This is a genomic window from Neorhizobium sp. T7_12, from assembly GCF_002968535.1.
Lineage (GTDB): Bacteria > Pseudomonadota > Alphaproteobacteria > Rhizobiales > Rhizobiaceae > Neorhizobium > Neorhizobium tomejilense.
The window spans coordinates 140,171-165,496 of the sequence record NZ_PVBK01000007.1; the positions used below are offsets into that span (position 1 = coordinate 140,171).

General features: G+C 61.7%; 25 protein-coding genes. 10 read left to right on the plus strand and 15 right to left on the minus strand.

Annotated features, from left to right (window positions below; genetic code table 11):
• Nucleotides 1–17: 17 nt before the first annotated feature.
• The 4 genes from rplI to rpsF form a co-directional block, all read right to left on the minus strand.
• Nucleotides 18–593, minus strand: a complete 576-nt coding sequence (gene rplI / locus C5J26_RS17490) for a 50S ribosomal protein L9 (protein WP_105402905.1) — start codon at nt 591–593, stop codon at nt 18–20.
• 19 nt (nt 594–612) lie between these two features.
• Complete coding sequence (locus tag C5J26_RS17495) at nt 613–1,602, minus strand: DUF2232 domain-containing protein (protein WP_105402906.1); 990 nt, start codon at nt 1,600–1,602, stop codon at nt 613–615.
• 158 nt (nt 1,603–1,760) lie between these two features.
• Nucleotides 1,761–2,015, minus strand: coding sequence for a 30S ribosomal protein S18 (gene rpsR / locus C5J26_RS17500; protein WP_007771634.1), 255 nt, complete (start codon nt 2,013–2,015; stop codon nt 1,761–1,763).
• A gap of 22 nt (nt 2,016–2,037) precedes the next feature.
• On the minus strand, nt 2,038–2,517 hold the full coding sequence (gene rpsF / locus C5J26_RS17505) for a 30S ribosomal protein S6 (protein ID WP_046636463.1): 480 nt from the start codon (nt 2,515–2,517) through the stop codon (nt 2,038–2,040).
• 476 nt (nt 2,518–2,993) lie between these two features.
• Between rpsF and C5J26_RS17510 the strand changes: the two genes are divergently transcribed.
• Nucleotides 2,994–4,541, plus strand: a complete 1,548-nt coding sequence (locus tag C5J26_RS17510) for a peroxidase family protein (RefSeq protein ID WP_172745882.1) — start codon at nt 2,994–2,996, stop codon at nt 4,539–4,541.
• Between the two features lie 91 nt (nt 4,542–4,632).
• On the opposite strand, the gene C5J26_RS17515 is transcribed toward C5J26_RS17510, so the two are convergent.
• From C5J26_RS17515 to C5J26_RS17525, 3 genes are all read right to left on the minus strand, one after another.
• Nucleotides 4,633–5,571, minus strand: a complete 939-nt coding sequence (locus C5J26_RS17515) for an RTX toxin (RefSeq protein ID WP_245441193.1) — start codon at nt 5,569–5,571, stop codon at nt 4,633–4,635.
• Between the two features lie 228 nt (nt 5,572–5,799).
• Entirely contained in the window at nt 5,800–7,020 is a 1,221-nt protein-coding gene (locus C5J26_RS17520) for a calcium-binding protein (RefSeq protein WP_105402909.1), read from the minus strand.
• A 227-nt stretch (nt 7,021–7,247) separates the two neighbouring features.
• A complete protein-coding gene (locus tag C5J26_RS17525; RefSeq protein ID WP_105402910.1) occupies nt 7,248–8,294 on the minus strand; it encodes an aldo/keto reductase in 1,047 nt (348 codons plus the stop codon).
• Between the two features lie 164 nt (nt 8,295–8,458).
• Here C5J26_RS17525 and fabD point away from each other — a divergent pair, with 164 nt between their 5' ends.
• Both fabD and fabG read left to right on the plus strand, forming a co-directional pair.
• Complete coding sequence (gene fabD / locus C5J26_RS17530) at nt 8,459–9,406, plus strand: ACP S-malonyltransferase (protein WP_105402911.1); 948 nt, start codon at nt 8,459–8,461, stop codon at nt 9,404–9,406.
• 28 nt (nt 9,407–9,434) lie between these two features.
• On the plus strand, nt 9,435–10,172 hold the full coding sequence (fabG, locus tag C5J26_RS17535) for a 3-oxoacyl-[acyl-carrier-protein] reductase (RefSeq protein ID WP_105402912.1): 738 nt from the start codon (nt 9,435–9,437) through the stop codon (nt 10,170–10,172).
• A 13-nt stretch (nt 10,173–10,185) separates the two neighbouring features.
• On the opposite strand, the gene C5J26_RS32760 is transcribed toward fabG, so the two are convergent.
• Nucleotides 10,186–10,461: a hypothetical protein gene (locus tag C5J26_RS32760; RefSeq protein ID WP_172745883.1), complete on the minus strand. Its 276-nt coding sequence runs from the start codon at nt 10,459–10,461 to the stop codon at nt 10,186–10,188.
• Here C5J26_RS32760 and C5J26_RS17540 point away from each other — a divergent pair.
• The 7 genes from C5J26_RS17540 (at nt 10,460) to C5J26_RS17570 (ending at nt 16,789) form a co-directional block, all read left to right on the plus strand.
• Entirely contained in the window at nt 10,460–10,696 is a 237-nt protein-coding gene (locus C5J26_RS17540; RefSeq protein WP_003502080.1) for an acyl carrier protein, read from the plus strand. The genes C5J26_RS32760 and C5J26_RS17540 overlap by 2 nt on opposite strands.
• 127 nt (nt 10,697–10,823) lie before the next feature.
• On the plus strand, nt 10,824–12,086 hold the full coding sequence (gene fabF / locus C5J26_RS17545; RefSeq protein ID WP_105402913.1) for a beta-ketoacyl-ACP synthase II: 1,263 nt from the start codon (nt 10,824–10,826) through the stop codon (nt 12,084–12,086).
• A 149-nt stretch (nt 12,087–12,235) separates the two neighbouring features.
• Nucleotides 12,236–13,429 carry an endolytic transglycosylase MltG gene (gene mltG, locus C5J26_RS17550; RefSeq protein ID WP_105402914.1) on the plus strand — a complete coding sequence of 398 codons (1,194 nt, stop codon included), beginning with the start codon at nt 12,236–12,238 and terminating at the stop codon, nt 13,427–13,429.
• A 32-nt stretch (nt 13,430–13,461) separates the two neighbouring features.
• On the plus strand, nt 13,462–14,349 hold the full coding sequence (locus C5J26_RS17555) for a YicC/YloC family endoribonuclease (RefSeq protein WP_105402915.1): 888 nt from the start codon (nt 13,462–13,464) through the stop codon (nt 14,347–14,349).
• 3 nt (nt 14,350–14,352) lie between these two features.
• Nucleotides 14,353–15,033 (plus strand): guanylate kinase, encoded by a 681-nt coding sequence (gmk, locus tag C5J26_RS17560; protein ID WP_046636472.1) that lies wholly within the window; start codon nt 14,353–14,355, stop codon nt 15,031–15,033.
• Between the two features lie 247 nt (nt 15,034–15,280).
• Nucleotides 15,281–15,673, plus strand: coding sequence for a hypothetical protein (locus C5J26_RS32765; protein WP_172724445.1), 393 nt, complete (start codon nt 15,281–15,283; stop codon nt 15,671–15,673).
• A 165-nt stretch (nt 15,674–15,838) separates the two neighbouring features.
• On the plus strand, nt 15,839–16,789 hold the full coding sequence (locus C5J26_RS17570; RefSeq protein WP_105402917.1) for a hypothetical protein: 951 nt from the start codon (nt 15,839–15,841) through the stop codon (nt 16,787–16,789).
• A gap of 61 nt (nt 16,790–16,850) precedes the next feature.
• Here the strand turns inward: C5J26_RS17570 and rsmA are convergent, their stop codons facing one another.
• From rsmA to C5J26_RS17605, 7 genes are all read right to left on the minus strand, one after another.
• The gene (gene rsmA / locus C5J26_RS17575; protein ID WP_105402918.1) at nt 16,851–17,684 is read right to left on the minus strand and encodes a 16S rRNA (adenine(1518)-N(6)/adenine(1519)-N(6))-dimethyltransferase RsmA; all 834 of its coding nucleotides are present in this window, start codon (nt 17,682–17,684) and stop codon (nt 16,851–16,853) included.
• Nucleotides 17,684–18,700 carry a 4-hydroxythreonine-4-phosphate dehydrogenase PdxA gene (gene pdxA / locus C5J26_RS17580; protein ID WP_105402919.1) on the minus strand — a complete coding sequence of 339 codons (1,017 nt, stop codon included), beginning with the start codon at nt 18,698–18,700 and terminating at the stop codon, nt 17,684–17,686. The genes rsmA and pdxA overlap by 1 nt, the downstream gene beginning before the upstream one ends.
• Before the next feature lie 43 nt (nt 18,701–18,743).
• On the minus strand, nt 18,744–19,688 hold the full coding sequence (locus C5J26_RS17585) for a molecular chaperone SurA (protein ID WP_105402920.1): 945 nt from the start codon (nt 19,686–19,688) through the stop codon (nt 18,744–18,746).
• A gap of 133 nt (nt 19,689–19,821) precedes the next feature.
• Nucleotides 19,822–22,149, minus strand: a complete 2,328-nt coding sequence (locus tag C5J26_RS17590; RefSeq protein ID WP_105402921.1) for an LPS-assembly protein LptD — start codon at nt 22,147–22,149, stop codon at nt 19,822–19,824.
• On the minus strand, nt 22,149–23,237 hold the full coding sequence (lptG, locus tag C5J26_RS17595; RefSeq protein ID WP_105402922.1) for an LPS export ABC transporter permease LptG: 1,089 nt from the start codon (nt 23,235–23,237) through the stop codon (nt 22,149–22,151). Before lptG ends, C5J26_RS17590 begins: the two co-directional genes overlap by 1 nt.
• On the minus strand, nt 23,234–24,409 hold the full coding sequence (lptF, locus tag C5J26_RS17600; RefSeq protein ID WP_105402923.1) for an LPS export ABC transporter permease LptF: 1,176 nt from the start codon (nt 24,407–24,409) through the stop codon (nt 23,234–23,236). The genes lptG and lptF overlap by 4 nt, the downstream gene beginning before the upstream one ends.
• A 114-nt stretch (nt 24,410–24,523) precedes the next feature.
• Nucleotides 24,524–25,315 (minus strand): phosphatase PAP2 family protein, encoded by a 792-nt coding sequence (locus C5J26_RS17605; RefSeq protein ID WP_105402924.1) that lies wholly within the window; start codon nt 25,313–25,315, stop codon nt 24,524–24,526.
• Between the last annotated feature and the right edge of the window lie 11 nt (nt 25,316–25,326).

Genomic DNA, 25,326 nt, shown 5'->3' on the forward strand with positions numbered 1-25,326 from the left:
AGTCTTTGGAACGAAGCTTATTCGTCGTCGCCGGCGCCGTCTGCTTCCGGATCGAAGAAGTCTTCCGGACGCAGCGCATCTTCGTCGACGCCGTAGATCGCGTCGGCCGAGGTGAGGCTTTCACCCTGGGACTGGCGGCTGGCTTCTTCAGCGGAGCGGGCGACGTTCAGTTCAACCGAAACTTCGACTTCCGCATGCAGGTGCAGCGAGACCTTGTGCAGGCCGATTTCCTTGATCGGCGTGTTGAGGTCGACCTGGTTGCGGCCGATGGTGAAGCCTTCGGCAGCGAGCGCATCGACGATGTCGCGGGCAGCGACGGAGCCGTAGAGCTGGCCGGTTTCGCCGGCGGCGCGCACGACGACGAAGGACTTGCCGTCGAGGACTTCGGCGACCTTCAGAGCTTCGCCCTTGCGCTCGAGGTTGCGGGCTTCGAGAGTGGCGCGCTCGGATTCGAAGCGCTTCTTGTTGGCTTCGTTGGAGCGGAGAGCCTTGCCCAGCGGCAGAAGGTAGTTACGGGCAAAGCCGTCGCGGACCTTGACGGTTTCGCCCATCTGGCCAAGCTTCGGTACGCGTTCAAGCAGAATGACTTGCATGGTTCAGGTTTCCTTTCGATCAGTCAATCTTGTTTTCGGTAGTCTTGTTGTCGGGGCTGGCGCCCGCTTTGAGCGGGGTCAGCGCGATCGTCCGCCTTGTATCGGTAAGCCCCAGGATGAGGATCGCGATGGCCGGCAGGACAAGCATGGAAGAGAGATAGCAGAGGACGAGGGCCGGGATGCGCCAGTCCTTGCCGAGGCTGCGGAAGTGCAAGGAGGCGAAACCCGCCATCAGGAAGCCGGCGCCGAACGTGCCGCAGATCGTCGCGCCGATCATCGCCGGAACGCCGCCGAGGAAAGCGAGCACGATGCCGCCGAGGAAGATGAAGATCGCATGCCGGTTCATTCGGAGTGCCGAGGGCATATCCTCGCGCGGACGAACGGCCCGGCCGGAGCGCGACACGATGCGCACGGCGATGTAGAAGGCGGCAAACAGCAGCGTTACCCAGACGCCGCCCTGGACGAGCGGTAGCATCAGCACCAGCAGCGACTTGGTCTGCGCCATGCCCGCCGGTTCCGGCGTGAAGGCAGGTTCCTGGGCCTGCAGAGCCGCGATCATCGCATCGACCATCCGGTCGGTGAGTTCCGGGCCGTAGCCGATTGCGACCCCGAGAGCGATGACGGCGATCGTCACCAGGCCGCAGAGATGCAGGAGGATGTCCGAGATCGGATACCAGGCCATCAGGTTGTCCGGGCCGCCGAGTTCGGAGGCGGGACGCGCAAGGTTGGCGAGATGCGACAGCCAGCCCGCCGGGATCAGCGTGAACACTGCCATGGCGACCGCAAACATCGGCGAAACGAGGATGGCGCCAAGGATGCCGGCGGTGACGATGCCGATGACGGCGGCGCGATTGCCCCAGCCGAGGCCGGCGATGAAGATCGGAAGCGAGGAGGCGGCGTAGAGCACGGACGCAAACGACAGCTGCGCATTCGCACCCAGCACGAGCAGGGTGGCGGCGATGCCGGCAAGGATGCCGGTGGGCAGCACTGTCTGTATCTTGTTCGTCACGGTCTCGCTGTCCTGCTTTTTGAAGCAGTTAGGGGATCGCACCTGATGAAATGTCTCAGGTACTTCATCCCCAACATGGGATTTGGAAATTCCGATCCGCGCCCATCGCGGAAGGGATGAACCCGCTGACTCTTCATCAGCGGGTCCGGTATTCGTAATTACGCTACGACGTAAGGCAGCAGGCCGAGGAAGCGGGCGCGCTTGATCGCCTGGGCGAGTTCGCGCTGCTTCTTCTGGGAAACGGCCGTGATGCGGGACGGAACGATCTTGCCGCGCTCGGAAATGTAGCGCTGCAGGAGGCGTACGTCCTTGTAGTCGATCTTCGGCGCATTGGCACCCGAGAACGGGCAGGTCTTGCGGCGGCGATGGAACGGACGGCGTGCCTGGGAGGAGGATGATGATACGTCAGCCATGGTCTTTTCTCCTTAGCCTCTATTACGCACGGTCTTCGCGCGGACGGCGCTCGAAGCCGCCTTCACGCGGACCACGGTCCGGACGGTCGCCGAAGCCGCCTTCGCGGCGCGGCGGACGGTCGCCGAATTCGCGGCGCGGACCACGGTCGTCGCCATCACGGCGCGGGCGGTCGTCACGGTCGCGCTTCTGCATCATCGCCGACGGACCTTCTTCATGCTTCTCGACGGCGATCGTCATGTAGCGAAGAATGTCTTCGTTGATGCGCATCTGGCGTTCCATCTCGTGCACGGCCGGAGCCGGTGCATCGATGTCCATCAGGGCGTAATGAGCCTTGCGGTTCTTGTTGATGCGGTAGGTGAGGGACTTGAGGCCCCAGTTTTCAATGCGCCCGACTTTGCCGCCGTTAGCTTCGATGACGCCCTTGTACTGTTCGACGAGGGCATCAACCTGCTGAGCGGACATATCCTGCCGGGCAAGGAATACGTGTTCGTAAAGAGCCATGTAGCTTTGCCTTTTCTTGCGGTTGTCTACCCGGACCTCGGCGGCTAAGCCTCAACGACTGCTCCTGAACGGGAAAACCCGAGGCAAGAAAAGTGTTGTATCGAGACGGTCGAGAGCGGAGACACGGGAGGCTTGGACCCTATGGTCCCTGCGGCTTGCCTTGCGGCAAACCTGCCCTCCGTTCAGCCACCAGCCAGAAGACCGGGTATTGCGAACAGCGCGCTTATACGGATTTTTGGAGAGAAGGCAAGGGCGGTTCATTGAATGTAATCAATTAGCGATATCTAAATTATACTTAAGGTAGAGTTAACAGATATGCAGGTTGAAAACCCGAGTAATCGGAGTATAGTTCGCCGCGGGAAAAGTGCTGGAGGGTATTAAACCAAGGTGGAGGGGAATTTGTTATGCATCATGGAGAGAAGAATTTTGAAGTAACCGCACCACGTTCTCGATTTTACCAGGGAGGTTTCGGAAGGTTGTTTCCTGAACTTCCGGGCTGGGAGCCGGATACAACCGGCTTTACAGGTGCAGGGATAGGGAGTGCTGCGGCGCTCGAAGCCTATTTCATGAATTTCGTCGCGACCAAGATGGTCGATACGACGGCGCCGCCTGCGGGCGACTCCAAACTTCCGGCCGGTTACGTCTATTTCGGTCAGTTCATCGACCATGACCTGACGCTGGACACGACGCCGCTCAGCGAGGCGGAACTCGATCCGAACCGGCTTCATAACTTCCGGACGCCGAGGCTCGATCTCGATTGCATCTACGGACAGGGGCCGGACGCGCAGCCCTATCTCTACGACAAGACTGCGCCGGGCTGTTTTCGGATCGGCGAGATCGTCGGCACGCCGTTCAAGGATCTGCCGCGCGCTGCCGGCCAGGATACCGCTCTGATCGGCGACCCGCGCAATGACGAGAACGCCATTGTCTCCCAGCTGCACCTGGCCTTCCTTCTGGCCCATAACACGCTCGTCAAGGCGGCGGTCAAGAAGGGCATGTCGTCCAGGAAGGCCTTCGAGGCGGCGCGGAAGACGCTGCGCCGGCTCTACCAGTGGATTATCTGGCACGACTACATGGCTCGCATCTGCGATCCCTCCGTCCACAAGCGGGCGCTTCGCAAGGATCGCGACGCCGGCAACGGGCGCACCTTCTGGGAGCTCGGTTACGAAGACGTCTACGACTGGAAGAACAATCCGTTCATGCCGCTGGAGTTTTCGGTCGCCGCCTACCGGTTCGGGCATTCGCTGGTCCGCAACGGCTACCAGACGAATTTCGCCAAGGGCGTCGGCGTCTTCACGCCGACCTTCAAGTTCAATGCCGAGGACCTCAGAGGATTTCGCGCGCTGCACCCGGACCGGGTCGTCCAGTGGGACTGGTTCCTCAGGATGTCGTCCTCCGTGCGGCCGACATTCCCGCAGGTTGCCCGCAAGTTCGACGGCGTGCTGGCGAATGCGCTGCGCGAACTGCCGGAGGATCCAGACAAACCTGGCGACAACACCAGGATTCTCAACGTGCTTGCGGCCCGCAATCTGGTACGGGGCGTCAGGATGCAGCTGCCGTCGGCCATCGAGATCGCCAAGCTCCTGGATATCCCGATCATCAATATCGCAGAAGCCGAGCGGGAAGCCCTCTGGTACTACATCCTGCGCGAGGCCGAGTTCGATCCCCAGGTCGAGGGCTCGACGCTGACCGTCGGCGGCGCCGGCGATCGTCTGGGAACGCTCGGCTCGATCATCGTCGCAGCGACGTTCGCAGGCCTCCTGAAAGGCGATCCGCTGTCCTTCTTCAATCTGGAGCCCGGATGGACGCCCGACAAGGACGAGTTGCTCGACAGCGTCGAGGCGGATTTGGTCGCTGCCGGCAAGCCCGGCCTCAACGCCGATGAACAGGTCAACGGCCGCAAATGGGGGCTGCCGACCATCATCCGCCTGTCGGGCCTGCCGGTCGATGCCGCACCGTTCCGGCCGGTGCCGATCCCTGTCCCCGAGCCCGTCGTCGAGCCCGCAGCACCGCCGACGGAGTGAACTATCGGACATAACTATCGGATATCGCCGGGAGAACCGGCGATATCCCCGATAATGTCCCGGGGGGCATGCTTTTGCTTGGAAGATTGGATCAGCCGATCTTGAGGACGGTCTGTCCATTTTCGAAAGCGAAGCCATAGGACAAGACGCTGCCCTTCAGCGCCTTCTCGTCGAGCGTCACTGTGATCTTGTCGTCCGAGCCCTCGAAGGAGGCGGTCAGCACATTGTCCTTGATCGAGATGCTGACATCCTTCTCGAAATAACCGTCGAACCGCAGCGAGATCGGGCCATCGGTGGCGATCGTGTCCTGGCCGCCATTCTTGCCGAACGTGTATTCGACGACGCCCTTGCCGGCCGGTTTGCCGGTCTGGAGGATGGTCACCGTGTCGTTGCCGCCACCGCCGGACGCAAAGATGCGGCGTCCTTCGAGATAGAGGATATCGTCGCCATCGCCACCATCGATGCCGGTCATCGTTTCGGCCGATATCCGGATGCTGTCGGCGCCGCTGCCGCCGGACACGTCCATCGCAAGCTTTCCTGCAAGCTGGATGTCGTCCTTGCCGGCGCCGCCATCTATGCCACTCAGCAGATCGGCCTTCGCCTCGATCTTGTCGGTGCCTTCGCCGGCATCGACGCCGGAGAGCGAGGCGGTCTTGATCTTCAACGTATCGTCACCGGCGCCGCTATCGACATTGTAGACGGCGCGGCCGGTCATCGTCAGGCTATCGTCGCCTTCGCTGCCGGAGGCATGGGTGATATAGCCGAGGCTTTCGCTGACATTCACCTCCGATGGGTCGTCGGCCTTGCCGAGCGCCAGGATCTCGACGATCCGCGCCAGCGCCCGCTGCGCCGGTCCCTGCGTGTCGGGCTCGATGCCGCCCGCGCTGGCCGGGCCGATGCCATGGGCGCTGCCGGATGACTGGCCTGCCGAAACGGACGGACCGGAAAACAGCAGCGATGCATAGCTCGCCGCATTGGAGTTCCGGTAGAAGGCGTTGGTGATGCTGGTGATGGCTCTGTCCTCCGGCATGCAGCCCAGAGGCCGCAGGTCCCGTCTTTCACATGCCGCCATCATGCCGGACATTGATTGAGAACAGCTTACAGCAGAGCAGGGTAGCGAGACAGCGGCACCGCTTTGCGCGGTAAGCGCTTGGTAAAGAAAAAGCGGCTGTTTTCGCGGTTGCACGGCATCTCTCGATCAAGTTCGAAGGATTCGTTGCCATGTCATGCCGCCCGGCCTGCGCCTGCGGAAAAAGCCTTACCGCTGGAAGGAGCCTACGTGACTACCTTCGGGCGCGTTGAAGACCATCTGGGGCGGATAATTCTCCGCAATATACCGGTCATCGGCGATCAGCAGCGACTGGGTTTCCGGCTTGTAGACGAGGTGGATGTTGCCCGCATCGGCCATCCGCCCGCCGAGCTTCACGGTGATGCTGTCCGAGGAACCGGCAAAGCCGATCGTTACGGTGTCGCCATCCATGGTGATGCTGGCCTTGCTCATGTCGAGACGCTGCGTGCCGTCCTCGCTGAAGCCGCTGATTTCGAGCGGGCCGTTGGTGGCGACCACATCGCGGCCATCGCCGGCGCTGAAATAGTAGCTGGCCTCGGTCCGGCCCCTGTTGTCGAGCACGACATGGTCATCGCCCTTGCCGCCCGAAATATTCCTGAGGAGGCCGTCCGTCGTGGCGATGATCGTATCGTCGCCGTCACCCCCGTCGATGTTGCTCACATACGAGGCGTTGACGACGATCGTGTCCTTACCATCGCCTCCGTCGAGAAGCGAGACGCTCTTCGCCTGCGCGGTGATCGTGTCGTTGCCGTCGCCGCCACGGATCCCGTCAGCCCACCCGTTGGCCTTGATGTCGATGATGTCGTCGCCCGTTTCACCGTAGATGCGGCCGACATTCATGCTGCTTTCGAGTTGCATCGTGTCGTTACCCGAACCGCCATTGACAATATCGATGCCAAACCGGCCCCAAGAATCGGGGTCATTGCCGGTACGGGTGATACCGATAACGTCGTCACCGTCCTCGCCATAGACGCCATGTACGGTTCCGTTGCTGTCGATGTCGATGTGGTCGTTGCCCGAGCCACCGTAGATATGGCCTGTAGTGGGCAGCTCACTCATCTGGATGCCGGTCGCAACGATGTTGATCCGGTCGTCGCCGCCGCCGCCGTAGACGCCGAATGCTGCGCCGGCGCGAATCTCGATCGTGTCGTCGCCGTCGCCGGTTTTGGCCGTCGCTGTCCCGCCCTCGGCATCGATCTCGACCTGGCTGTTGCCCTGGGCATCCATGATGATGCGGATCAGGAGGTCAACCGCGGCGCTGGCGGTGTGGTTGGAGGTCAGGGCGAGGCCCGCGGAGGCGGTATAGGATTTGCCGTCGCTACCCGTCTGGCTAGCCGAGATGGACTGGAGGAGCAGCAGCGCCGAACTGCCCGAATGGCTGGCATTGACCGATGGTAGCGCACCCAGCATGCACGTTCCCCCGTCGAGAGCGATCATCCTCGAATGTGATCGCCTGTAACATTATGCCGTACGGTGCGGGAGGGGCGTAAATAAAGTGTAAGTACAGGTTGCAAAATGTATCAATTTTGCCCTGCATGACGAGCTGTTAACCCGTCTCGCGTGTGTCCGGCAACGAACCAGAGGCCGGAAGCGCCTCCCCTCTGGTCCGATGCCGAAATCTTAGGGTGTCATGAGGCCTACAGCGGCATCGGCCACTGTCGATGGACCCTTGCGATATCCGCGAACACCTCGTCCGACAATGTCAGTTCCGCAGCCGCCATGTCGTGCTTCAGCTGGGCCATCGACGTCGCGCCGATGATGGCAGCGGTCATGAAGGGGCGTGACAGGCAGAAGGCGAGCGCCATCTGGGCGAGGTCGAGGCCGTGCTTTTCGGCGACCTCAAGATAGGCCTTCACGGCCGGCTCCTGATAGGGTGTCAGGCGGCCGCCGAGATCCGTGTTGATCGTCGCCCGGGATCCTTCCGGCCTTGCGCCGTTCTGGTACTTGCCGGTGAGGAGGCCGGCGGCGAGCGGCGAATAGGCCATCAGCCCGACATCCTCGTGATGGGCGACCTCGGCGAGGTCGAGATCGAAGTGCCGGTAGAGGAGGTTGTATTCGTTCTGCAGCGAGGCGATGCGCGGCAGGGCCTTTTTCTCCGACAGGCGCAGGTATTTCATCGCACCCCAGGCGCTTTCGTTGGACAGGCCGACAGCGCGCAGCTTGCCTTCCTTCACCAGGTCGCCGAGCGTTTCGAGGATTTCGGCGATTTCGGCGGCGGCCTTGTCGCGGTCCTGCTGTGTGACGTCGAAGGTCCAGGAATTGCGGAAATGGAAGGTGCCGCGGTTCGGCCAGTGGATCTGGTAGAGGTCGAGATAATCGGTCTGGAGGCGGGTCAGGCTGGCGTCGACGGCCTGGCGGATGGTGGCGGATTCGATGTCGCGTCCGTCGCGGATATGCGGACGACCGCTGCCGGCGATCTTCGTGGCAAGGACCAGGTCCTTGCGCTTGGCCGCATTCTTCTTCAGCCAGGTGCCGATATATTCCTCGGTACGGCCATAGGTGGCGGGGCCGGCCGGCGTGGTCGGATAGAGTTCGGCGGTGTCGAAGAAGTTGATGCCGTTCTCGAACGCGTAGTCCATCTGCTCATGGGCTTCGGTTTCCGAATTCTGGGTACCCCAGGTCATCGTGCCGAGGCAGATTTCCGACACGGAGAGGTCCGTGCGCCCAAGTTTCTTGTATTTCATGCCGACAGATCCCGTCCTCAAAAAGTCGGCGGCACTCTAAGCGCGATTTGACGAAGCGCAAGGGGACAACAGGCCGGAAAAGGCCCCGAAAACCGCGCCGCCCTTGACTCTCCGGGCCGGAATGTGAATGGAGAGGGCAAAACATAAGGGAAGGAAATCATCCCATGAGCACGATCGCATTCACGTTCCCCGGCCAGGGCAGCCAGGCTGTCGGCATGGGCAAGGATCTGGCGGAGACTTTTCCCGAAGCCCGCGCCGTCTTCGATGAAGTCAACGAGGCGCTCGGCCAGAAGCTCTCCGACATCATGTGGAACGGTCCGGAAGAAACACTGACGCTGACCGCCAATGCGCAGCCGGCGCTGATGGCCGTCTCGATCGCCGCGATCCGGGTGATGGAAGCGCGCGGCCTGAAGCTCGCCGACAAGGTCGCCTTCGTCGCCGGCCATTCGCTCGGAGAATACTCGGCGCTGTGTGCCGCCGGCACTTTTTCGCTGGCCGATACCGCACGCCTGCTGCGCATCCGCGGCGATGCCATGCAGTCGGCGGTACCTGTCGGGCAGGGCGCCATGGCGGCGATCATCGGCCTTGAGCACGGCGACGTCGATGCGATCTGCGCCGAAGCGCGCGAGGCCGGCATTTGCCAGATCGCCAACGACAATGGCGGCGGCCAGCTGGTCATCTCCGGCTCCAAGGCGGCGGTCGAAAAGGCAGCAGGGCTTGCAACCGAAAAGGGCGCCAAGCGCGCCATCATGCTGCCGGTCTCCGCACCCTTCCACAGCGACCTGATGGCGCCGGCAGCCGACGCCATGCGCCACGCGCTCGACAAGGTGGCGAAGAACAACCCGGTCGTCCCGGTCATCGCCAATGTGCGCGCCGTGCCGGTCTATGATGCCGACGAGATCGCCAAGCTGCTGGTCACCCAGGTCACCGGCCAGGTCCGTTGGCGCGAGACGGTGGAATGGTTCGGCGCCAACGGCGTGACGACCCTTTACGAAATCGGCTCGGGAAAAGTGCTGACCGGCCTTGCCCGCCGCATCGACAAGAATATCTCCGGCATTGCCGTCAACACGCCGGCCGATATCGAAGCCGCGCTCACAGCCATTCTCGGCTGAAACCAAAGACACGCGAAGGAACACGATCATGTTTGATTTGACCGGCCGCAAGGCATTGGTGACGGGCGCAACCGGCGGGCTCGGCGAAGAGATCGCCCGGATGCTGCATAGCCGGGGCGCCACAGTCGGCCTGCACGGCACGCGCGTCGAGAAGCTCGAGACGCTCGCCTCCGAACTCGGCGACCGGGTCAAGATCTTCCCGGCCAACCTCTCGGACCGCGCCGAAGTGAAGGCGCTCGGCGAAAAGGCCGAGGCCGAACTCGAAGGCGTCGACATCCTCGTCAACAATGCCGGCATCACCAAGGACGGCCTGTTCGTGCGCATGAGTGACGAGGACTGGGATGCGGTTCTGGAAGTCAACCTGACGGCGGTCTTCCGCCTGACCCGCGAACTCACCCATCCGATGATGCGCCGCCGCTACGGCCGCATCATCAACATCACCTCGGTGGTCGGCGTCACCGGCAATCCTGGCCAGACCAATTACTGCGCCTCCAAGGCCGGCATGATCGGTTTTTCCAAATCGCTGGCGGCGGAGATCGCTACCCGCAACGTGACGGTCAATTGCGTCGCGCCGGGCTTCATCGACAGCGCGATGACCGGCAAGCTCAACGACAAGCAGAAAGAGGCGATCCTCGGCGCCATTCCGATGAAGCGCATGGGCGCCGGATCGGACATCGCGTCAGCGGTCCTTTATCTCGCCTCCAGCGAGGCTGGCTACGTCACCGGCCAGACCCTGCATGTCAACGGCGGCATGGCGATGATCTGATTGAGTGCCGCCTTCAGGAAAACACGTTACAATCGGTTGTTGGCGGCTGTGCAATGGAACAAATTCTGGCTTTGCTGAACACGGAAACCATGTTAAGCGGGCCATGACTGTGAATGGTCACCCTGAAATGCAGGCCGTCATATTGCGTGAGTGTAATAGGATCGGAACCTGAAAAGGGGAGAACGGGTTTGCCCGCATCGGCGCTGAACAAGCGGCGGTCGCAGGTTTTTAACAGGGTGCGGATGCCGATCGGGCATTCGATAAAGACAAAGGTCGAGGAAACCGACATGAGCGATATCGCAGAACGCGTTAAGAAAATTGTTATTGACCACCTCGGCGTCGACGCCGACAAAGTCGTCGAAGGCGCAAGCTTCATCGACGATCTCGGTGCGGACTCGCTCGACACCGTCGAACTGGTCATGGCTTTCGAGGAAGAATTCGGCGTTGAGATCCCTGACGACGCTGCCGATTCCATCCTGACCGTCGGCGACGCTGTGAAATTCATCGAGAAGGCCCAGGCCTGATCAACCCGACATAGTGGGGATGACGCCGCAAGGCAGATCCCGAAAACGGCCCGCTTGTTCGGGCCGTTTCAGCAATTGGGGCTTGGGCCCTGAAAATCGAGAAAAATTATAGGGTAGGGCACTGGCGATGAGACGGGTCGTTATCACCGGTACCGGCATGGTATCTCCTCTCGGATGCGGAACGGAAGTCAGCTGGTCGCGCTTGCTGGCCGGCGAGAACTCCGCCCGCGTCGTCACTGAATTCGAGGTCGAAGACCTTCCCGCAAAGATCGCCTGCCGCATTCCTGTCGGCGACGGTTCCGATGGCACGTTCAACGTGGACCAGTGGATGGAGCCGAAGGAACAGCGCAAGGTCGATCCCTTCATCATCTACGGCGTGGCCGCCGCCGAAATGGCGCTCGAAGATGCCGGCTGGCATCCGAAGACCGACGAGGACCAGATCGCCACCGGCGTGCTGATCGGCTCGGGCATCGGCGGCCTCGAAGGCATTGTCGAGGCGGGCTACACGTTGCGCGACAAAGGTCCGCGCCGCATCTCGCCCTTCTTCATTCCCGGCCGGCTGATCAATCTCGTCTCCGGCCATGTGTCGATCCGCCACAAGCTGCGCGGTCCGAACCACGCGGTCGTCACGGCCTGTTCCACCGGCGCCCACGCGATCGGCGACGCGGCCCGGATGATCGCCTTCGGCGATGCCGAGGTGATGGTCGCCGGCGGCGCGGAATCGCCGATCTGCCGCATTTCGCTGGCCGGTTTCGCCGCCTGCAAGGCGCTTTCGACCCAACACAACGACGATCCGCAGAAGGCCTCGCGCCCCTATGACCGCGACCGCGACGGTTTCGTCATGGGCGAGGGCGCCGGCATCGTGGTTCTGGAAGAGCTGGAACATGCCAAGGCCCGCGGCGCCAAGATCTATGCGGAAGTGGTCGGCTACGGCATGTCCGGCGACGCCTTCCACATCACCGCGCCTTCGGAAGACGGCGACGGTGCGTTTCGCTGCATGACCGCGGCGCTGAAGCGTGCGGGTCTGTCGGCGTCGGACGTCGACTACATCAACGCCCACGGCACCTCGACCATGGCCGACACGATCGAGCTCGGCGCGGTCGAGCGTCTGGTCGGCAACGCCGCCTCGAAGATCTCCATGTCGTCGACCAAATCGGCGATCGGCCATCTTCTCGGTGCTGCCGGTGCGGTCGAGGCGATCTTCTCGGCGCTCGCCATTCGCGACAACATCGCGCCGCCGACGCTCAACCTCGACAATCCCGATGTCGAGACGGCGATCGACCTCGTTCCTCACAAGGCGCGCAAGCGCGAGATCAACGTCGCGCTGTCGAACTCCTTCGGTTTCGGCGGCACCAACGCATCTCTCGTGCTGCGCCGCTACGAAGCCTGATTTTTAGGGCTTGCCCTGAAACATATGCCGGCTGGACTCGCGGCTCGGCTCGTATCATCTTCTGGACCTGTTTTTCGCCGCATTGGTTGGCCAGAAGCAGGTCTAAAGTCTTTGAGTCTGTAGGGGGGCGTTAACCCCGGGGGGCGCGGTTGAACGATACGAATCATGTCAGTGAATTGCCGCCCGGCAATGGCAGAGGGCCGATTATTCCGAAATCGCCGAACGAGGCCTTGAAGCCTGAACGCGTTCCGGAACCGCCCCGTCGTTCCAAGAAGGCACGCAGCCAGGTCGTCATCTTCCTGAATTTCCTGATGACCATGGTCGTCGTTCTCTGCGTGATCGGTGTTGCCGGCTTCTACTACATGATCTCGGCCTTCCAGCAGCCGGGCCCGCTCGAAGCCAACACCCATTTCATGGTCCGCCCCGGTAACGGGCTTGCGGAAATCGCCACCAATCTCGAACGCAACGGCATCATCTCCGACGCACGCATCTTCCGCTACGTGACCGCGACCTACCTGCGCAAGGGCGAGACGCTGAAGGCGGGTGAATACGAAATCAAGGCGCGGGCCTCCATGAAGGACATCATGGGCATCCTGGAATCGGGCAAGTCGATCCTCTATTCGGTCGTCATGCCGGAGGGCCTGACGGTGCGCCAGATGATGCTGCGCCTCGCCGAGGATGCGGTGCTCGAAGGCGACCTGCCGTCCGAACTGCCGGCCGAGGGAACCTTGAGGCCCGATACCTACAAGTTCTCGCGCGGCAGCAAGCGCGCCGACATCATCCAGCAGATGCGGGTTGCGCAGCAGAAGATGGTCGACCAGATCTGGGAGCGTCGCGACCCGGACCTGCCGATCAAGACCAAGGAAGAATTCGTTGTGCTCGCCTCGATCGTCGAGAAGGAGACAGGCAAGGAAGACGAGCGTGCCCATGTGGCCTCCGTCTTTATCAACCGGCTGCAGCGCGGCATGCGCCTGCAATCGGACCCGACGATCGTCTACGGCATCTTCGGCGGCGAGGGAAAACCCTCCGACCGGCCGATCTTCAAGTCGGACCTTGCCAAGCAGACGCCCTATAATACCTACCAGATCAAGGGCCTGCCGCCGACCCCGATCTCCAATCCCGGCCGGGCGGCCCTTGAAGCCGTAGCCAATCCCTGGCGGACCAAGGACCTCTATTTCGTGGCCGACGGGACCGGCGGGCATGTGTTCGCCGCGACGCTCGAGGAACACAATGCCAACGTCCGTCGTTGGCGTAGAATGGAGTCCGAGCGCGCCGCCAACCCGGAAGTGGTGGATGGCCAGCCGGACGGCGACGAAGCGGAAAAGCCGCCGAAGAGCAACTGACCGCTTCCCGAAAGCATGATCTGGAGACACCGATGACATTGCAGTCCATGACCGGTTTTGCCCGCAGCGAAGGCACGAGCGGGCGCAACCGTTATGCATGGGAACTGCGCTCGGTGAACGGCAAGGGCCTCGATATAAGGCTGCGCCTGCCGCCGGGTCTCGAACGGCTGGAGCCGGACGTCCGCCGGGTGATCTCGGAGAAATTTTCGCGCGGCAATCTACAGGCGACCCTGACCCTCACCGTTGCCGAGACCAAGGTGGAAGCGGTGCTGAACCGCGATGCACTGGCAGCCGTGCTGGCGCTGCGCGCCGAACTCGGCGATCTCGTCGATCCTTCGCCGCTGAAGCTCGATACGCTGATGGGCATTCGTGGCCTGGTCGACATCCGCGAGGCGGAAGAGGACGAGGAGACGGTCGCAGCCCGCGATACTGCGATCCTCGGGAGCCTCGACGAGGCGATCGGGCATCTGCAGCGGATGCGCGAGGGCGAGGGCGCGGCGCTTGCAGCCGTGCTCAAAGGTCAGGTCGCCCGTATCGCCGAACTTGCCCAGGTCGTCGAGACCGACCCTTCCCGCACGCCGGAAGAGATCGCCCGCAAGCTGTCCTTCCAGCTCGCCGCACTCCTCCAGGAGGCGCCGACGCTCGACCGCGACCGGCTGCACGCGGAAGCGGCCCTGCTTGCCACCAAGGCCGATCTGCGCGAAGAGATCGACCGGCTGAAGGCGCATGTGGCGGCCGCGGGCGAGCTTATCGACAAGGGCGGCCCGGTGGGTCGCCGGCTCGATTTCCTTGCACAGGAATTTAACCGGGAATCGAATACTATCTGTTCGAAGTCCAATTCGGCCGCGGTCACCTCCGCCGGCATCGATTTGAAAGTCGTCATCGACCAGTTCCGCGAACAGGTCCAGAATCTGGAGTAAGACATGAGCCCGGCCCCATCGTCTCAGGGCAAAGCGTCCCCGGCCGTGAAGATCGCCCGGCGCGGACTGATGCTGGTTCTTTCCTCGCCGTCGGGCGCCGGCAAGTCGACGATCGCCCGCAATCTTCTGGATGCGGATCGCAGCCTCGAAATCTCGATCAGCGTCACAACCCGGGCCAAGCGGCCAAGCGAGATCGCCGACAAGCACTATCATTTCATCACCGTGCCGCAGTTCGAGAAGATGCGCGACGCCGGCGACCTGCTCGAATGGGCCGAGGTGCACGGCAATTTCTACGGCACCCCGCGCGAGCCCGTGGAACTGGCGATGAGCGAAGGCCGCGACATGCTGTTCGACATCGATTGGCAGGGCGCCCGCCAGCTGCAGGAAAAGATGGCCGCCGACGTCGTCTCGATCTTCGTGCTGCCGCCGACCATGACCGAACTGCAGTCGCGCCTGCATCGCCGCGCCGAGGACAGCGAAGAGGTGATCCGCACCAGGCTCCTGAATTCGCGCGCCGAGATCGAGCACTGGCGGGAATACGACTACGTCATCGTCAACGACGATCTCGACGAGGCTTTCGGACATGTCAGCTGCATCGTCAACGCCGAACGCATCCGCCGCGACCGCCGCCACGGCCTGTTCGATTTTGTGAGCGAGTTGCTGACGGAAGAGCCGGAGCTTTAGGGGCTGGTCAGCGGGTTGCCTGTTGCAGGGAATCCTAGCGGTTCACGGCCAGTATTGCGATTTGAGCACCAAATGTGGGGATAACGGCACCGCTTTGCGCCACAAGCGGAGGTCGCAACCTCTTTGGTCATGACGTTGCAGCATGTCCACACGCTCCAAGTGTTTCGCGCGATGATGGCGGAGTGAGTAGACCGCTTGATCCGGTTCTGTATTATCCCGATCTACCAAAGGTGGACGGGGGTTGATCATGAAATTTTTGCTTGCGGCATTCGCGAGTTTATTGCTGTTGACGGGTTGTCAGACATCCGTGCCTGAAAGCGTTGCATCGTCGCAGACACCGCCGACGGATTCCGTGAAGCGGGAGGTGCTGAGAACTGCCTATCGCATGGGTTTCCGGGACCGGGATATCTACGGCGCGCAGATTTCAAGCGTCGTTCTGCTCAAGCCGGAGAAGAATATCTACGCCTTCTGCGTCTCCGGCTTTGGACGGAAGTATAATTATCCCGCCCGTTATGGCGTATCCATGCGCGACGGAAAGATTTTGGGCTACACCCTCGACGATATCCGTTGCCAGGACCGCCGCCTCAAATACTACCCGTTCCCGGAACTCGACAATCTCGGGCGGCAGTCGCCGGCTTGAACCCCGCGTCCTAAATTTGAAGGATTCTGGTCGCGGTGGCAGTTGCGCGCCGGGAGCGGACATTGAACCCTTGTTCTTGCGCGATGTGGATTTGATCACGTAGGAGTGAGGTGGAATAGCTGTTGGCAATATTCCCAAGCGGCTTTGTTAACCGGCAGATTCATAATGATAAGATTGGTTACGAAATTTCCCTCGGTTATTCCATTTTTACTTGCAGCAATCCTCGCTATTTCGATGGCGATTCCGATTTTTGGTATGCTTCCTGCCATGTTCGGGGGAGCTTTTATTTTTGCTGCATTGGTCAATTTAGGTATCATATGGGCGGCCATTGACAGTCTTCGTGGGCAGCTTCCGCGTTGGGTATGCTTGGTACCTGTACTTTATTTTGCGGGATACTATTCGGCTCTTACAATGAGCTACGCTCATTTGCGTGCTGTCACTGCCGAGCTATCCGAGTTCAACGAGGGCAAGCGAGCGGAGTTCGATCCGGACAACGAACAGCTCGTTATTCGCCGATCTGCCTTCTCGGTATCTGATCTGATGACGCAGTTTACGATACCAGAAGTCTACACGAATAGCATCGATCTATCGTGTGGTCGCTTCCAGTCAGTTTCTTTGACTACGGAAGGGTGTTCCTTCCAAGCTCGGCGCGACGCTAGTCGCGAAAGGTGTGTAAGCTACCGACGCGAGATAAGTGTATCCGTCCGAGACCAAACACGCATCGCTCTGCAGAACATGTGCGCGGTCTATGAATGGGGAACGCCAACAAAGCCAACGATAACCGTCGCATCGAAAGAAATCGGTTACGTTGGTGATCACTTTGTCGACTTTTATCTGACGAATTATGAAATAGACCGTGGACCTGAGGAACCAATTGTAGTCAAGGCAGCTTCTGCCACTCTTCTGGCTCCATTTCCGATGCCTCTTTTTGGCTGTTTCCTCAACAGCGCGCGGGCTTCGTGGGGCTGCGAATTTAAATTTATGCGTGACAGGTCGCGAGTCGTCATTAACGGTATGAAAGCCGTTGCAGCGGCGCTCGGATTGAAACAAGCTTCCATAGAAGAGCGTTTCCCGGACGTTAAAAAGTGCGACAAATTCGCCCGCCTATGCCCCTAAACCCTGCCTCGCTTTTTGATCGATGACCGCTTGGGGCTCCGAAAGCAGTCTTGATCGCAGCTCACAAACAGTTCGCCAACCTGACGAACTCTTCCACCGACAGCGTCTCCGCCCGCCTCGCCGGGTCGATGCCGGCTTTCACCAATAGCGCCTCGCCGCCGAGCGATTTGACGCTCTGGCGCAGCATCTTGCGGCGCTGGCCGAAGGCGGCGTGGGTGACGCGTTCGAGTTTGGCGACGTCGCAGGGCAGGGGATTGGCACGCGGCGTCAGGTGCACGACCGTCGAGGTCACCTTCGGCGGCGGCGAGAACGCCTGCGGCGGCACGTCGAAGACCATGTGCGCATCGGTGCGCCAACCGGCGAGCACGCCGAGACGGCCGTAATGGTCGTCATCCTCGTCGGCGACGATCCGCTGGCCGACTTCCTTCTGGAACATCAGCGTCAGGCTTTCCCAGAAGGGCGGCCATCGGTCCGGCGCGGGCAGCAGCCAGTTGATGAGCAACTGGGTGCCGACATTGTAGGGCAGGTTGGCGATGATCTTTACCGGGCCTTCAGGCGCGAGTGCCGCGAAGTCGGTCTTCAGCGCGTCGCCTTCGATCACCTCCAGCCGGCTGGGGTAATGCTCGCCGATTTCGGCGAGTGCCGGCAGGCAGCGGCTGTCCCGTTCGACGGCGATCACCTTTTTGGCCCCGAGCGACAGGATGGCTCGGGTCAGGCCGCCGGGTCCGGGTCCGACCTCGAAGACGGTCGCATCGCCGAGTGGTCCGGCGCTGCGGGCGATCTTCTGGGTGAGATTGAGGTCGAGAAGAAAATTCTGGCCGAGCGCCTTTTTGGCGTCGAGCCCGTGACGCTGGATCACGTCCCGCAGCGGCGGCAAGCCGTCCAGAGTGGCCATCAGGCGGCTTTCGACTTGGACGCGAGATTGCCGGCGAGCTTGATCGCCTCGACGAGGCTGGTTTCGCGGGCCACGCCCTGGCCTGCGATACCGAATGCCGTGCCATGGTCCGGCGAGGTGCGGATGAAGGGCAGGCCGAGCGTGACGTTGACGGAGGTGTCGAAACCGAGCGCCTTGGCAGGGATCAGCGCCTGGTCGTGATACATGCAGATCGCCACGTCGTAACGGGCACGTGCCTCGTCATGGAACATCGTATCGGCCGGCAGCGGGCCGAAGACGTGCAGGCCCTCGGCCCGCAGCTTGAAGATCGCCGGATGGATGATGTCCTGGTCCTCGCGGCCGATCGCCCCGTCCTCGCCCGCATGCGGATTGAGGCCGGCAACCGCAAGCCGGGGCTTGTCGATGCCGAAGCGGGTCTTGAGATCGTGATGGGCGATGCGGCAGGTCTCGGCGATCAGGTCCGCGCTCAGCGCCGCGGGCACATCTTTCAGCGGGATATGGATGGTCACCGGGATGGCCCGGAGTTTCGGGGCCGCCAGCATCATCACCGGCAGGATCCTCTTGCCGGTGGCGCGCTCGGCGAGGGAGGCCAGGAACTCCGTGTGACCGGGAAAACCGAAGCCGGCCTGGTAGAGAATGGATTTGGCGATCGGATTGGTGACCGTGCCGGCGGCCTTGCCTTCGAGGGAGAGCGATACGGCGGTCTCGATCGCCTGGATCGTCCCCTTGGCGGTCGCCACATGCGGTTGTCCGGCGGCGATTTCCGCGCCGGCCGGGATCGGCAGCACGGGCAGTGCGTCCCCAAAGATCGACATCGCGCTTTCGCTATCAGCCTCGCGGATCGGCACGTCGAGCCCGAGCATCACGGCGCGGGCCTTGAGCACGGCCGGATCGCCGAGGAAGAGAAAAGGCGGCAGGTCGTATGCCTGGCGCGAAGCCCAGGCGACAAGCGTGATATCGGGGCCGATGCCGGCAGGATCGCCCTGGGTCAACGCAAGCGGACGGTCGAGAGGCATTACGGCTCCGAAAATGACTTAAGTGTCGAGATCAGCGATGTTCTTAGCGATACTCGATCTGGGCCTTGCTGCGCAGGTCATCGAGATATTTCTTGTCGTTGGGGTCGACGCCTTCCTTCTTCGCCTTGCCGAGATCCTCGGCCCGGAAGACGACTTCCGCCGCGAGATCGTCCGACACCTGGCGCTGTTTGCAGATGGCCAGGAATTCGACGCCGCGTTCGGTGACACGGGTGCCGGTCGTGCCACCATCGGTCGTCTTCTCGATCAGCGGTTTCCAATCGGCAGGCAGTTCGGGGGCGAGGACGCGGCCGAGGTCTCGGATCGACACGTCCAGCATGGTCGCGGCGAAATCCTTCGATTGCTCGCAGCCCGGGAATTTGGAGCGCGCGGCGTTTGCTTCCTTCTGGCGCTTGGCGAGAATGGCGTTGCGCTTGGCCGGCGGCACGACAAAAATCACCTGCTGCAGGAAATATTCGGTCGTGACCGGCTTTTCCTTGTTCTCCATCATGCGCGTGACGAGTTCCTGGCTCGACATGCGGCCGCGCGAACCGCCGTAGCGGGCGTTGACCAGTCGTGGCCAGCTCATCTGCACTGCGATGTAACTCTTGAAATGCTCGACTCCGACGCCGGCTTTGTCGAGGATCTGGCTCATCTGCGCCGCGCTCAGCTTGTTGCCGGCGGCAAACCGCTCGAAGGCCTTGTCGACGTCCTCGGTGCTGACCGACATCTTCACGCGGGAAATTTCCTGTCGCTTCAGCGCTTCATCCACCAGCGCCTCACGCGCCGTCTTGGCATCTGCCTTCTGGCGCTGAAGGCGCAGGAAGGCGACGCGTCGGCCGACGTCGGTGCTGGTGATCGCCGTCCTGTTGACGACGGCCGAAACTTCGCTGGCGGCCTGCGCCTGCTGGGCGGCGGGCTGAATGACGACCGAGGCGGCCAAAGCGGCCGCGGCCAGCACCAGCTTGCGCGTTGCGGTCATTGCGAACATGATACCAATCCCTTTTCCCGCCCCGGTGGGCACTTGAGCCCGACCGGCCTCGCATTTCATACTCTATTTGCGACCGCTTGCACAATTCTTGCGGCGAAACGATGACGGTCAGCCGATCGGACGAGCCGCTACGTCAGTAGCGGTAGTCCTGATCGAAACCTTCGGTCGAGCCGACGCTGATATCGCCGAGCGTGCGGAAGCTCAGGCGGGCGCTGACGGTCCAGTCGTTGGCGGCCGTGTCCGACGGCTTGTCGGAATAGGCAACCGTAAAGATCGTGCACTCGTCCGCATAGCTGATGCCGATGCCGCGCCGAACCAGTTCCTTGTCGGCGAGATCCCAGGTCGCCGTGCCGGCAAGCGCCCAGTTTTCGTTGATCCGGAAGCTCATCGAATGCTTCAGCACGTCCTGCGCGTCGTCCGAACCGTATTCCGGCTGAGCATCGACCTGCGTGTAGACCAGCGAGCCGCTCACCCGCGGCGTCGTATAGGAAAGCGAGGCATCGGTGCGCTTGATCGCGAATGTCTTCTCATCGAAGCGGGCGTTCGCCCCGATCGTGAAGCCCTGCGGCAGATCGATTGCCGCCATCGCGACATAGTCGGACCGGCGCGTCTCGAGCCCGGAATTGGCGCCCGCCTGAACCAGATCCTCGGTCGCGAACGAGTTCTGGCCGGCAATATGGTAGGACTGGCCGACAATGCTGCGCACGCCGATGCCGTTGGCGAATGTGCCGGTATAACGGAGGCCGACATTGGCGCGCGTGCCGCCTTCGACACGGTCGAAGCCCGAGAACTTGTCGCGCTCGAAAAGGCTGGTGGCGTCGAAGACGAAGCTCTGGGCATCCTCGTTCGGCAATCCGCCGGCCATCTGCTCGTCGGGACGCGCGAAGATCTGCGCAATCGGCTCGATGATATGGCTGCTGTTCTCGGTGGTCAGCAGGATCGGATAACGCGCCTCGAGGCCGGCCGTGAGCATGTAACGGCCGTTGGCACCTTCGGACTCCATATCGCCGAAATAGGGACCCGGCGTGCCGGAACCGGTATGGCGGATGCCGTCGCCGCGGGCGGCGAGGATCGGCGTCAGCAGCAGACCGTCGAGCGTGTTGAAGGTGCGCTTCCATTCGGCTTCCACGGTCAGGCGGCTGTAGCTGCCTTCAAGACCCGGGAAACGATTGGTCGTGCCTTCCCTGTACCAGTCGTCTTCGCGACGAGACAGGTTGGTAATGTTGGAGGTGACCGAAAGCTCGCCGCCGAGAATCGGTTCCGGCGCGTAGTAGGTATAGTCGAGCGAGGGATAGACGATCGCCTGTTCCTGCTCGGCCGTGTTGCTATAGGTGTCGTCCTGGATGTTGAAATAATAGTTGTGCAGGTCGAAATAGTTCCGCGTCCCCAGGCCGGTGAGATAGATGTCGTTGGTGAACGTGCCGCCACCGACGCCGGTCAGCTTGTAGGTCCGCGAAAAGTTGTTGTCGCTCTGGGTCATGACGTTCCAGCCGAATGTCCAGCGCGGATTGATCTTGAACTCGCCCTTGGAGGCGGCCATGAGGCGGTTGTCCGCAGCCCGGTCGCTGGTATTCGGATCGAAGGCTTCCGGATCGTTCTGATGGATCCCGGCGAAGCGGAACGTATGTTCGCCTGTCTCGAATTTGTTGCGGATCTCGCCCTGAAGCAGCAGCCCCTGATTGGAATAATAGGTAGGGCTGAGCGTCGCATCCATGCTCGGCGAGAACACGTGATAGTAGGGTACCGTCACGCCGAAGCCGAGATTGTCGCTTGCGCTGTACTGCGGGAACAGAAGGCCCGACTTGCGCTCGACCGTTTCGTCCGGCACCTCGATTGCAAAAGGCAGGCGACCGATCGGCAGGCCGAACAGTTCGAACTGGGCGTTCTCAAGCCGAATCGTATGGGTCTGGCCATTGCGGACCACCCGTTGCGCCTTGACCTGCCAGAGTGGAGCCTTGCCCGGCGTCTGGGCACAGGGAAGGCAGGCGGTGTAGACGGTATTGTTGAGCACCATCAGGTCGCCGGGCTGGCGCTCGGCGCTCTCGGCGGCAAGGCGGGTATTGTCGGTGGTCTCGACGCGAAGCGCGTTGATGAAACCCTCGCCGAAGCTGTCGGTGACGTCCATCTGCTCGGCATAGACACGGCTGCCGCCCGGCTCTATCAGCTCGATATTGCCGGTCGCCATGACGCGGCCGCTCTTCTGATCGTACTGAACGCGCTGCGCCACCATCTTGTAGCGGTTGTAATAGATCTGCACGCCACCGGTCGCGGTGACCACCTCGGCGTCCTGATTGTAGACGAGCTCATTGGCGCGCAGCAGCATCTTGGCGCCGTCCGCTGCCTGAGGCACCAGACCCTGAGCCTGCACAACCGTTGCGGATACGCCAAATACGCATACAGACACACCTGTCAGCAGGGCGGCGGCGAGCCGTCTTATATGTTTGCGGTTACTTACCGCCACTAGCCATCCTCCTGATGAAGCAGAATCGTCGTCCCCAGTGCCGTCGCGACGATCACTGGAATCCAGACCGCCACGAAAGGAGGAATTGCCCCGCTGCTTCCGAATGCCTTCACAAGCACCGTGACGACATAAAGCACGAAGCCAGAAACTATTCCACCCAGAATCACGGACCGGGACTGGGCGAACCGACTGAATTTTAATGAGACTGTTGCAGCAATGAGAGTCATTGCCACGAGCAGGATCGGCAGGGAGAGCAGCGAGTGATACTGCGTCTCGAGCGCCTTTGTGGGAATGCCGAAAGATTTGCTGACCTCGATTTTTCTGGAAAGATCAAAAAACGCAACAGTATCAGGCTGCGCCAGGCTCTCTTGGATATATTCCTGCTTCAACTTGGTGCGAACCTGTGCTGTCTCGCGACGCACCGGAATTTCGCCCGGCCGGTTTTCCAAAACGTCGTTAAGCAGCCAGTAACCATCTTCCAATTTTGCGGTCTTGGCGTCCTGCCGCATGATCACGCGACCGTCCTTGTCGAACTGGAAAGCCACCACGTCGATAAGCCGCGTTCCCTTCTCCTGATAGCTCTTGGCGCCGATGACCGTGTCGTCGTCGCCGCTGATCTGGCGGATCCAGGGAATGAAGGTGGATGCCCGCGAGCGGTTGCTCGCTTCGCGCCAACTGGCCTCCATGGAAGCGGATTCGCGCTGGCCCCAGGCAGCGAGCGGATTGATCACAAGCAAGGTTGCGAGCCCGATCAGAAACGCTCCGATGACGAACGGCGAGATGAACTGCCAGACGGAAATGCCGGCGGCACGCGTCACCACCAGTTCGTAGCGGCGGTTGAGCGCGATCAGCACCGTCATGCCGATAAACAGGCTGAGCGTCGGGATGGTCTGCTGCAGGATGAGCGGCACGCGCATGGCAGTCATCGCCAGCCCGGTCGAGACAGTGTAGCCGCTGAAGCCCGACATGCGGCGGCTGGTCTCGCTGAAGTCGGCGAGGAAGATGATGGCGCCCACGCCGAGCAGGAACCAGAGTGCTGTGATGATATAACGACGGAAGAAATATCGGCCGAGCGTCGTGAAGATCATGCCGTACCTCCGCCCGAAGTCCGCGAGGCGGGTATGCGCCGCTGCACGCTGCCGGCCAGGCGCGACATGCCGCGAGCGATGAAGCGCGGCGCCGAGAACTGCCGGTTGGTGGCAAGCATGAAGATCGCAATCAGCGAGAAGACGATCGGCACGGCGTAGGGGAGCGGGGTGTAGAGCGGATGGCGTTCGACCATATTGGTGGCCGAGAACCCGAGCCAGCGCACGCCGAAAGCGAGGAAAAGCGCAAACACCATCGGATGGACCCGGGTCTGCCGGTGCGAGCGGGTGCTGCCGGCGATAACCAGCGAGATCAGCGCGAAGGTGATCGGGAAAAGCCAGTCGGACAAGCGCCTGTGCAGTTCCGACCGATAGGCGTCCGGCGATTTCTGGTAGACCGGATCGTTCGGATCCGGGTTCAGAAGGAAAGCGAGGCTGCGGTCGGTCGAATATTGCGGCAGACCGCCTTCCGCCTTCGTCATCGCCGACAGGTCGAAGGCGTAGGAGACGAACTTGATGATCGAGATACGTCCGTCGGCGGATTTGCGGTGGACCTCGCCGTCACGCATGGTGAGTGAGGTGCCGCTTTCGTCGATCGATCCCTCGCGGGCGTAATAGATGAGGTCGAAATTCGGGTCGCGGTAATCGACGACGAAGAGGCCCTTGAGCACCCGGCCGGAATGGCGCTCCGAGATCTGCACGTAGAGCCCCGGCTCGATGCTGCGGAAGGTTTTTTCCTCGATGACCGAGGAGAGCAGGTCGGCGTAAGCGGCGGCGACCATCTGGCGGGCCGCGACGCGAGACGGTGGCTCCACGAAATTCGTCACCAGGAACGAGAACAGGCTGAGCGCGAGGCCAAGCATCAGCACCGGCCGGTAAATGATGCTGCGCGACGCGCCGGCCGCGTCGATGACGGGCAGTTCCGAATCGTTGTTCATCGCCGTCAGCGTCTGGGTGATACCGATGACGAGCGCGAATGGCAGCACGACGGGGATGATGGTCGGCAGGATGAAGGTTGCAAGAGTCGCGAACGAGCCCATCGACTGGCCGGTATCGGTGACCAGGTTGATGCGTCCCAGCACCTGGATGGTCCAGATGATGGTGAGCACCGGCAGGAGCGTCACCAGGAACATCTGAAAAATCCGGCGCAATATGTAGACTTCGAGAAGCTTCATTCCGGCCTAGATACCTTGCACAACGTCACCCGGGGAATGGTGACAGCTGGTTACCCCGAGATGACGGTCGCGCCTATCTAAGCGATTGAGATCAGCTTTGCGACAGGGGCTGCGTCACAAATTTGTTTGCGAATTCCGTTTTCTTCTTCGCTGTGACATTTCGAAACACGCAGCCACCGCTGCATAGACCACCAGCGACGACAACCAGCCGAGCGTCACGTCCGAAAAGTAATGGCCACCGAATGAGGTCCTGAGCGCCGGCGAGATCAGCGAGATGGCGATCAGCGGCGGCCCGAGCACCGGACGCAGCGGTTTCGGCAGCAAAACGATGAGGCAGGCCAGCCATCCGGCGCCCGCCGCCTCGCCGGAAATGAAGGAACAGTTGCCGACGCAGGCGCCGCCGAAATCGCCGGCCGGCGTGAACACATCCTTGCCGCCGAAAAAGTCGGTCTCGTAGGGGCGGGGCCGGTTGGAGACCTGCTTCAGGATCAGGTTGACCAGCACATACGGGCCGATCAGGAAGGAAACCAGGGCGATGGAATAATCCCGCGTCTTGCGCGGGCTGTAGGTCTTGCCGTGATGCTGCAGGTTGGCGATCAGCCGGTAGAGGAGATAGATCGCGACCAGCGCCGGCAGGTAGAAGAGAACGCGCCGGATCAGGACGAACAGGGCTTCGGTACCATAGGGAAAACTGCCGCAGACCCGGCCTCGTTCGATAGCCTCGCCACAGGCGGCCTGGGCGAAGAAGGCGCGCGCCACGGCAAGGTCGATCTCGGGTACCAGGTAGAAGACCGCCAGCAGCACCCACCACAGCGCCATCAGCATGATGAACCAGCCCTTCGGCCTGGCAAAGAATCGTCGCATGGCGGCAAGCCATTTGGGGACGGTTTGGGAAGGTGATGTCATGCGAATTGATC